This is a genomic window from Coraliomargarita sinensis (genome assembly GCF_003185655.1).
Lineage (GTDB): Bacteria > Verrucomicrobiota > Verrucomicrobiia > Opitutales > Coraliomargaritaceae > Coraliomargarita_B > Coraliomargarita_B sinensis.
This window is the reverse complement of record NZ_QHJQ01000014.1, coordinates 57,794-64,668: the sequence shown is the minus strand read 5'-3', so window position 1 is coordinate 64,668 and position 6,875 is coordinate 57,794. Positions and strand designations below refer to the sequence as shown.

Below are 6,875 nucleotides of genomic sequence, written 5' to 3'. Positions count from 1 at the left end.
CGCAACTCGTAAACATCAGCCTTGCTAGAGACCTCGATCACTTCGTATCCTGCTAGACCTATCTTGTTAATCATCGGGGACATGGTAGCTTAATTGCTCCATGTCCCCAATCTTTGATGGAGAGCGCTGTCACGGCGCAGAGGAACGACTTGTGCGGTCAAAGAGTAACGAAGCCCCAAGCCGGACCCCGCAGGCTCAGTGGAACTACGCCCTGGGCAAGCCACTTCGGCGATCACCATTCTAAAAGCTACATTTGAACGTGGATTCGCAAAAAGAGGCTTTCACCCTAGGGGAAAGTCCCTCTATATTGAGACCATAGAAAGCTCATGAAGACCATAGGTATAATCGAAGACCAGACAGCGATCCGCGAAATGATCAGCCAGGCTGTTTTGGATCCAAATGAATTTGAGGTAATTTTCGGCACAGGCGATGGACAGGAAGGTTACGAAAAGTGCATCGAGATGAAGCCCGACTTTGTTATTCTGGACGTAATGCTGCCAAAGCTGAACGGCACGGATATACTCCGCCGTTTTTCCAAGGAATTACCGGAGACACGGGTATTAATTTTTTCCGGTTACCAAAGTCCAGGTCTGGTTCGTGAACTCCTTCAAGCTGGTGCCCACGGATTTGTTGAAAAATCCGCACCCCTGACGGAACTGCGTAAAGGGGTCGAAATCGTCTCAAGCGGCGGTAGTTATTTTGGTCCGGAAGTCGCCCTCCTGCTACGCGATGCCATGGCCGACCCACAGACAAGCGATACCGGCATCAGCATACTAACGAAGCGCGAACGCGAGATACTGCAGCTCATCGCCGAGAGTAACAGTACGCGGGAAATTGCGCAGAAACTGGAAATCAGCGTCAAAACAGCGGAAAACCACCGAACCAATCTAATGCGTAAACTCGACTTGCACGACGTGGCCAGTCTCACGCGTTACGCGATCAACAAAGGCTTGATTTCCATCGGCGACTAAGCCCTCAGTCCACAACTTGTTTCAGTCGTTGTTTTAAAATCTCCAGCAGGAGCGGATGCTCTCCAATCAACGGACTGACCCGAACAGACTTAAAACCCGCCTGCTCGACCAGGTTATCCGCGATTTCCGCAACATCGCCCCCCTCGCCCGCATGACGGCCGGGCAGGAGAAAAAACATCGCTAGGACCAAGTGCTGGCCTGAATAGCCGTCGATAGTGGCAAGATTTTCCAGCAAAGGATCATTAAAAGCGTATTCCGGTCCGTCGCGGCGCTCCATCGAGCAGGGCTGCACGCTTTGGTTCAATCGACGGGCCAGTTGCCCTGCCACCGCATCCCTAAGCCGATTGACCGGTTTTATGGGTGTACCGTGGTCGACGAGCGCAAGTTTTGCGTCCCCCTGCGCATCCAGAAGCGGTCGTATGTGATCCTCCAACATTTGAGCAAGCCGGTAGTCGGGCTCGTCCACATCAGCGCCGGCGATCGGCTCGGCAATTTTGACGGATAAGCCGGGCTGCTCGCCACGGAGTTCTTCCACAACGCGGGGCAAGTAATCGGTAATTGCCAAACTCGGGCCGAGAAACAGGGGCAGGATAACAAACTCACGCTGACCGGCCTTGAAGAGTTCCCGCATCCGCCGTTTTACAATGGTTGCCGGCTGCCCATTTAATTCCTCCGCAGGAATCTTGTGTGAGTGCAAGAGGCTGACGGCCTCAATCTCCCGCCCGACCACCCGTCCCAGTGCTTGTGCCAGACGACGCAACGCGAAGGTGGCCTCGGGTCGGAGTGAACCGTTGTCGACGAGAAAAATGGCCGGTGCTTGCATGATATTCCGTGGCTTGATCGAATTCTATCGGGAAACAAAGGAAAATGTTTGCCCGAAACAAATCTTACGACCAATTTCTGAGTATGAATAAACACGCCCGTATTGTTTTTTTCCTTCTCGCCGCAGCCCTTGTCTTCACAGGCTGCACTAAGAAGCAAGCACCCACCCAATTGTCCGGCGGTGTCACGGGCAGCCAAAGCGACTATGGCGGCGACTTTGTTCCCGAAAGCGGTATGGGTGGTGACTATGGCATCGGCGCTGACGGCCTGGAGCCTCGCAGCGGTAGCGACGGCATTAGCAACGGCATGTATAACGGGCGCGAAATGGTCGAAGGGGTTCTGCCCTCGATTTATTTCGGCTTCGACTCTTCCTCGATCTCAGCTGCCGAACGCAGCAAGCTGCAGCAAGCAGCGGACTATCTGGAACAGAACCCATCCATGGGCCTTCTGGTCGAGGGCCATTGCGACTGGTACGGCACTGCGGAGTACAACCTTGCACTCGGTGATCGTCGCGCAGAAAGCGTGAGCAACTATCTCGGCACACTCGGCATCACGCCGTTGCGCGTGGATAAGCTTTCCAAGGGTAGCCTTGAAGCGACTTCCGGCCTGTCGAAGTCGCAGTCTTCGGAAGATCGCCGGGCGGACCTTATCCTCCTTCGGTAAGGGAAAATCAGTGATTGGTGTCGCTTCGCGGCACCTCCCGCAATTTGGACATGTGCCTGCGAAAGGCGCGCATGACCCGCAGATGCAGGCGGGCTTGTGTGTTGGCATAGAGCCACCAGGGTAAGGTCGGCGCAAAGCCATGAATCGAGGCAATCATGCAGGGAAGTTCCGGAAAGAGCCTGAATTCAAGACGTCCGGGCGGATCCACCTGGCGGGAGAGAATTCCACCCGAAATGTAGAATGCGCAGCGTCTCGGATTTCCTCTCGAGTAGGGCGTCGGGCTGAGCTCCAAAAGACAAACACGCCGGGTTAAAAGCGAGAAGCGCACGATGCCTTCAGAATCCGTATCTGCACGAATGATACCCCGGAAGCGCCTCGTCAGCCAAACTCCATACTCGGTCGCGACATCTTTGGCCGACCAATCCTTCGGGTAGCCCATCCGCTGAACCGAGCGAACCCTTTTTTCCGCCTTTAAAGAGGCTTGGTCGGCCGCTTGAGTGCGGCTTCGCGGGTTCGGCTTTGGATTGCCGCCTTCATCCACACTTCTGGCGAAAGATTCTTCAAAGGGAATCATCCGTTCCCGCAGGCGATCCAGCAAGGGGTTCGGGCTCGCCACCAAGTCGTACTGCAGACTTTCCTGCAGAGGCCCCACCAAAGCCGGAGGCACGCTCCCGAACAAAGCCACCCATTGCTTGGACAGACCGAATGCGTTGTAGGGAAAATTGATAAACCGGGCATTCTTTCCGAGCAGTGCTGCCGTTCTTTTGATCATTTCCCGGTAGGACATTGCCTCATGGCCACCCAGATCGTAAGTGCCACCCGCCAAGTCCGCATCCACCAAACTGAGCTCAAACGCCTGACAGACATCAGTAATATCAATCGAATGGGTCTGTGAACGAACCCATGCCGGCAGCAACATAATCGGCAAACGTCTCACAAGATTGATCAATAAAGAAAACGACGAGCCTCCCGGCCCAAAGATAAGGCCAGCCCTCAAGACGGTCACTTTGACGGAACGCGAGCGCAGCACGCCTTCGACCTCTAAACGGCTCTTGAGGTGCGGAGACAAACCTTCCTTCTCTTTAGGCATCAGCCCGCTTAAGTATACCACGTGCTTGAGACCTGCCGCCTCCGCAGCACGAATGAAATTGTCAGCCAGCAACAGGTCTGTGTCTTCGAAGCGGCTCTGGATCAGACGGCTTGAGGGCGCCATCGAGTGCACCAAGTAGATACCATAATCGCAACCTTCCAACGCTTCGGTAACACGGGGAAGCGAGTAAAGGTCGCATTGGCGCCATTCAGTTGTGCCTTGGCCGGACTGTTGCTCAACGACACTCGGACTGCGACTAATCGCACGAAAGTCGTAGCTTCCACTTAAATGCTCACGCAGATGCGTGCCGACAAACCCGCTGGCACCAGCCAGTGCTACCAGTGGTCGCGAGCGGGAGTCGGCGGGCATAAAATCAGGCGGCGAGGAAGCTATCCAACATCCAGATCGTCTTTTCGTGCACTTGGATACGCGCGATCATAAGATCCTCGGTTTCCGCATCTCCAGACTTTGCGGCGGCATCCCGAGCTTTTTGTAGATTTGCCACTAGCCTCTTATTCGCCCGCACAAGGTGAGCCACCATTTCATCGGCCGGTGTATCTTCTGGAATTTCCTTAATCCCGGCCATCTTGGCCAAGTTTCCCAAACCGCCGGGCGCCAAAGCACCCAGTGCACGAATACGCTCGGCAATCTCATCCACTGCGGTGAAGAGCTCGGTGTATTGCTCCTCAAAAGCAGTGTGCAAGGAGAAGAAGTTGTGCCCGCGCACATTCCAGTGACAAATATGCGTTTGGCCGAGAACGGCGTAAGAATCCGCAACAACCTGCCTGAGGCCGTTAATGACTGGATCTGCTTTGCGTACTGCTTGTTTCTTTTTAGCCATATTTATAATCATAAAGTCCTTTGATCGTATTGTAAACCCACATCAGAAGAAAAGCCCCCCTCGATTATGGCTTCGCAAAGAGCGATCACTTGATTCATCCGTGTTGGAGTAAAGATATGCGACGCACTTACTGATGAGCAGATTGTGAGAACTGTCCGATTCCGCTGCTTGACTTCAATAGGAAGGAATCCGAATTTAACCCGTTCCAATTTTACCTATGCCCGCAGCAACCCTCAACTATGAACCAATGGTCTTCGCTCCAAAGGGCGAAGAGAACACACCGCTGTCTGCGATTCAGGAAGAGGTGCTTGCACTAAAGAAAGAACGTAACGCCGTCATACTGGCCCATAACTATCAGGTGGAGGAAATCCAGCGTGTGGCCGACTACGTGGGCGACTCTCTCGGCCTGGCTTATCGGGCTGAAGAGGCTGACGCTGACTGTATCGTATTTTGTGGTGTCCATTTTATGGCGGAAACGGCCAAAATTGTGAACCCGGACAAACCCGTGCTCCTGCCGGACATGGATGCGGGTTGCTCGCTCTCGGACTCCTGCCCGGCAGAGAAGCTGGCAGAATACAAGGAGGCACATCCGGATGTTTACGTCGTGGCCTACATCAATTGCTCGGCCGCAGTCAAAGCGCTCACGGATGTGATCTGCACCAGCGGTAATGCCATGAAGATTGTTGAGAAGGTGCCCGAGGACCGGCCGATCCTTTTCGTCCCGGATCAGAATCTCGGACAGTGGGTTTCGAAACAAACCGGCCGCGAGATGCAACTCTGGCCGGGATCCTGTTACGCCCACGTGCTTTTCACCCAGCAGTCGATCGAACGGCTGAAACTCAAGTTCCCCGACGCACTCGTTGTGGCTCACCCGGAATGTGTGGAGACTGTTCGGGACAACGCCGACGAGGTTTGCAGTACGGAGAAGATGGTCGGCTTCTGTCGCGATAGCGAGGCCAAGGAATTCATTGTCGTCACCGAAACCGGGATGATACATCGCCTCCAGCGTGAGGTCCCCGACAAAACTTTCATCGCCGGACCGACAGATACCTGCGCCTGTAACGAGTGCCGCTTCATGAAAATGAACACGATTGAGAAATTGCGCGACTGCCTGAAGAATATGTCGCCACAGATCGAAATGCCGGAGGACATCCGTCGCAAGGCTTATGATCCGATCAAGCGCATGCTCGAATGGAGCAAATGAGTCCTTCGGCCTATGTACGTTCGACGCAGAGTGGCACACGCAACTAGAGGTTAAGAGATGACTCAAGATTCGACGTTGGACGTTCAACGTTCGAAGTTCGCCGCCGCAACTTACCTCTACGACCGGATCAAGGCTCCGTTTTATGGAATTCTGGAAGCCGGCTGGAACACATTTGCGCTGGTCATTGCCATCAGATACTTCGACGCGAGCGAGACGCACAAGGCGTTTATTGCCGGCTCGGGCCCGATCGGCTTCCTGCTAACGCCGTTGACGCTTTTCATCGCAGCTCATTTCAAAGCCCGCCCGAGCTTGGCCTGCGCGGTTGTTTTCGGCGGATCCGCTTTGCTCCTGCTCGGCGCCAGCGCCTTCAGTACCCTTCTGTTATTCACACTCTTTGCCGTCACCAGCCAGATGGCTGCCGTACAGCACGGGCCACTCATGCTGCAAATCTATACCGAGAACTACACGGCGAAGGAACGGGGCAGCCGCATGACCGTTCCCTTTATCCTGACGGCCGCTTTTGCCATTCTCTTCTCCTATTCCGGCGGGCTGGTCCTCGACTGGAAGATCAGCGCTTATCCGCTCATTTTTCTGGCTATGATCGTGGCTGCCCTGACCTCGGCTTACGCCTGCTCGCGGATGCCCAGTTCACCACTCTCGCGCGATCATGTGGGCAATCCCTGGCAAAACTTCAGCCTCATCTGGAAAGATAAATTCTTCGGCTTCCTGCTCGGCTCATGGATGCTGCTCGGGCTCGGCAACCTTATCGCACTCCCCGTCCGGGTCGACTACCTGGCCAATCCAAAATTCGGTATCAACGCGGATAATACCACGATCGCCGTGCTCATGATGGTCATTCCGGCAATCGCGCGAATTCTGAGCACGAAAATGTGGGGCTATTTCTTCGACCGCCTGCATTTTGTCACCACGCGGAATTTGCTCAACGCCCTCTTCCTTTTCAGTATCGGCTTATTTTTCTTCAGCTCGAACCTGATTGTGCTCGGCATTGCCATGGCCTTCCAGGGTTTGGCCATGGGTGGGGGAAAAATCTTCTGGAGCCTGTGGGTCACCAAAATTGCTCCGGACGAAAAGGTCTCTTCCTACATGAGCATGCACATGGCACTGACCGGGCTTCGCGGCACCATGGCCCCTTTTCTTGGCTACTGGATACTCAGCCAGTCGAGCCCCGGTGCCGTCGCCGTTATCGGCATGTCGCTGGTCACGGTTTCCATCGTTCTTTTCGAGTTGGTGCGCGGGCACGAACGGCTGAAAACTTAAATTTTG

Annotated in this window: 7 protein-coding genes; 4 read left to right on the top strand and 3 right to left on the bottom strand. The window is 54.6% G+C overall.

Features of this window, described 5'->3' with window-relative positions; translation table 11 throughout:
* Positions 1 to 326 precede the first annotated feature (326 nt).
* Positions 327 to 971, top strand: coding sequence for a response regulator (locus DDZ13_RS14525; protein WP_110132188.1), 645 nt, complete (start codon positions 327 to 329; stop codon positions 969 to 971).
* 4 nt (positions 972 to 975) lie between these two features.
* On the opposite strand, the gene DDZ13_RS14520 is transcribed toward DDZ13_RS14525, so the two are convergent.
* Positions 976 to 1,794, bottom strand: coding sequence for a sirohydrochlorin chelatase (locus DDZ13_RS14520; protein ID WP_110132187.1), 819 nt, complete (start codon positions 1,792 to 1,794; stop codon positions 976 to 978).
* A gap of 83 nt (positions 1,795 to 1,877) precedes the next feature.
* Between DDZ13_RS14520 and DDZ13_RS14515 the strand changes: the two genes are divergently transcribed.
* Complete coding sequence (locus DDZ13_RS14515) at positions 1,878 to 2,456, top strand: OmpA family protein (RefSeq protein ID WP_158279940.1); 579 nt, start codon at positions 1,878 to 1,880, stop codon at positions 2,454 to 2,456.
* Positions 2,457 to 2,463: 7 nt separating this feature from the next.
* On the opposite strand, the gene DDZ13_RS14510 is transcribed toward DDZ13_RS14515, so the two are convergent.
* Both DDZ13_RS14510 and DDZ13_RS14505 read right to left on the bottom strand, forming a co-directional pair.
* Positions 2,464 to 3,915, bottom strand: coding sequence for an NAD(P)H-binding protein (locus DDZ13_RS14510; RefSeq protein ID WP_110132185.1), 1,452 nt, complete (start codon positions 3,913 to 3,915; stop codon positions 2,464 to 2,466).
* 4 nt (positions 3,916 to 3,919) lie between these two features.
* On the bottom strand, positions 3,920 to 4,387 hold the full coding sequence (locus DDZ13_RS14505; RefSeq protein WP_110132184.1) for a Dps family protein: 468 nt from the start codon (positions 4,385 to 4,387) through the stop codon (positions 3,920 to 3,922).
* Positions 4,388 to 4,634: 247 nt separating this feature from the next.
* Between DDZ13_RS14505 and nadA the strand changes: the two genes are divergently transcribed.
* Both nadA and DDZ13_RS14495 read left to right on the top strand, forming a co-directional pair.
* Positions 4,635 to 5,591: a quinolinate synthase NadA gene (nadA, locus tag DDZ13_RS14500; protein WP_425486569.1), complete on the top strand. Its 957-nt coding sequence runs from the start codon at positions 4,635 to 4,637 to the stop codon at positions 5,589 to 5,591.
* Positions 5,592 to 5,648: 57 nt separating this feature from the next.
* Entirely contained in the window at positions 5,649 to 6,869 is a 1,221-nt protein-coding gene (locus tag DDZ13_RS14495) for an MFS transporter (protein WP_146209390.1), read from the top strand.
* The last annotated feature ends 6 nt before the right edge of the window (positions 6,870 to 6,875 follow it).

Coding starts and splice junctions, on each gene's coding strand:
- DDZ13_RS14505 (WP_110132184.1), bottom strand. CDS start 4,387: ATGGCTAAAAAGAAACAAGCAGTACGCAAAGCAGATCCAGTCATTAAC.
- DDZ13_RS14520 (WP_110132187.1), bottom strand. CDS start 1,794: ATGCAAGCACCGGCCATTTTTCTCGTCGACAACGGTTCACTCCGACCC.
- DDZ13_RS14495 (WP_146209390.1), top strand. CDS start 5,649: ATGACTCAAGATTCGACGTTGGACGTTCAACGTTCGAAGTTCGCCGCC.
- DDZ13_RS14510 (WP_110132185.1), bottom strand. CDS start 3,915: ATGCCCGCCGACTCCCGCTCGCGACCACTGGTAGCACTGGCTGGTGCC.
- DDZ13_RS14525 (WP_110132188.1), top strand. CDS start 327: ATGAAGACCATAGGTATAATCGAAGACCAGACAGCGATCCGCGAAATG.
- nadA (WP_425486569.1), top strand. CDS start 4,635: ATGGTCTTCGCTCCAAAGGGCGAAGAGAACACACCGCTGTCTGCGATT.
- DDZ13_RS14515 (WP_158279940.1), top strand. CDS start 1,878: ATGAATAAACACGCCCGTATTGTTTTTTTCCTTCTCGCCGCAGCCCTT.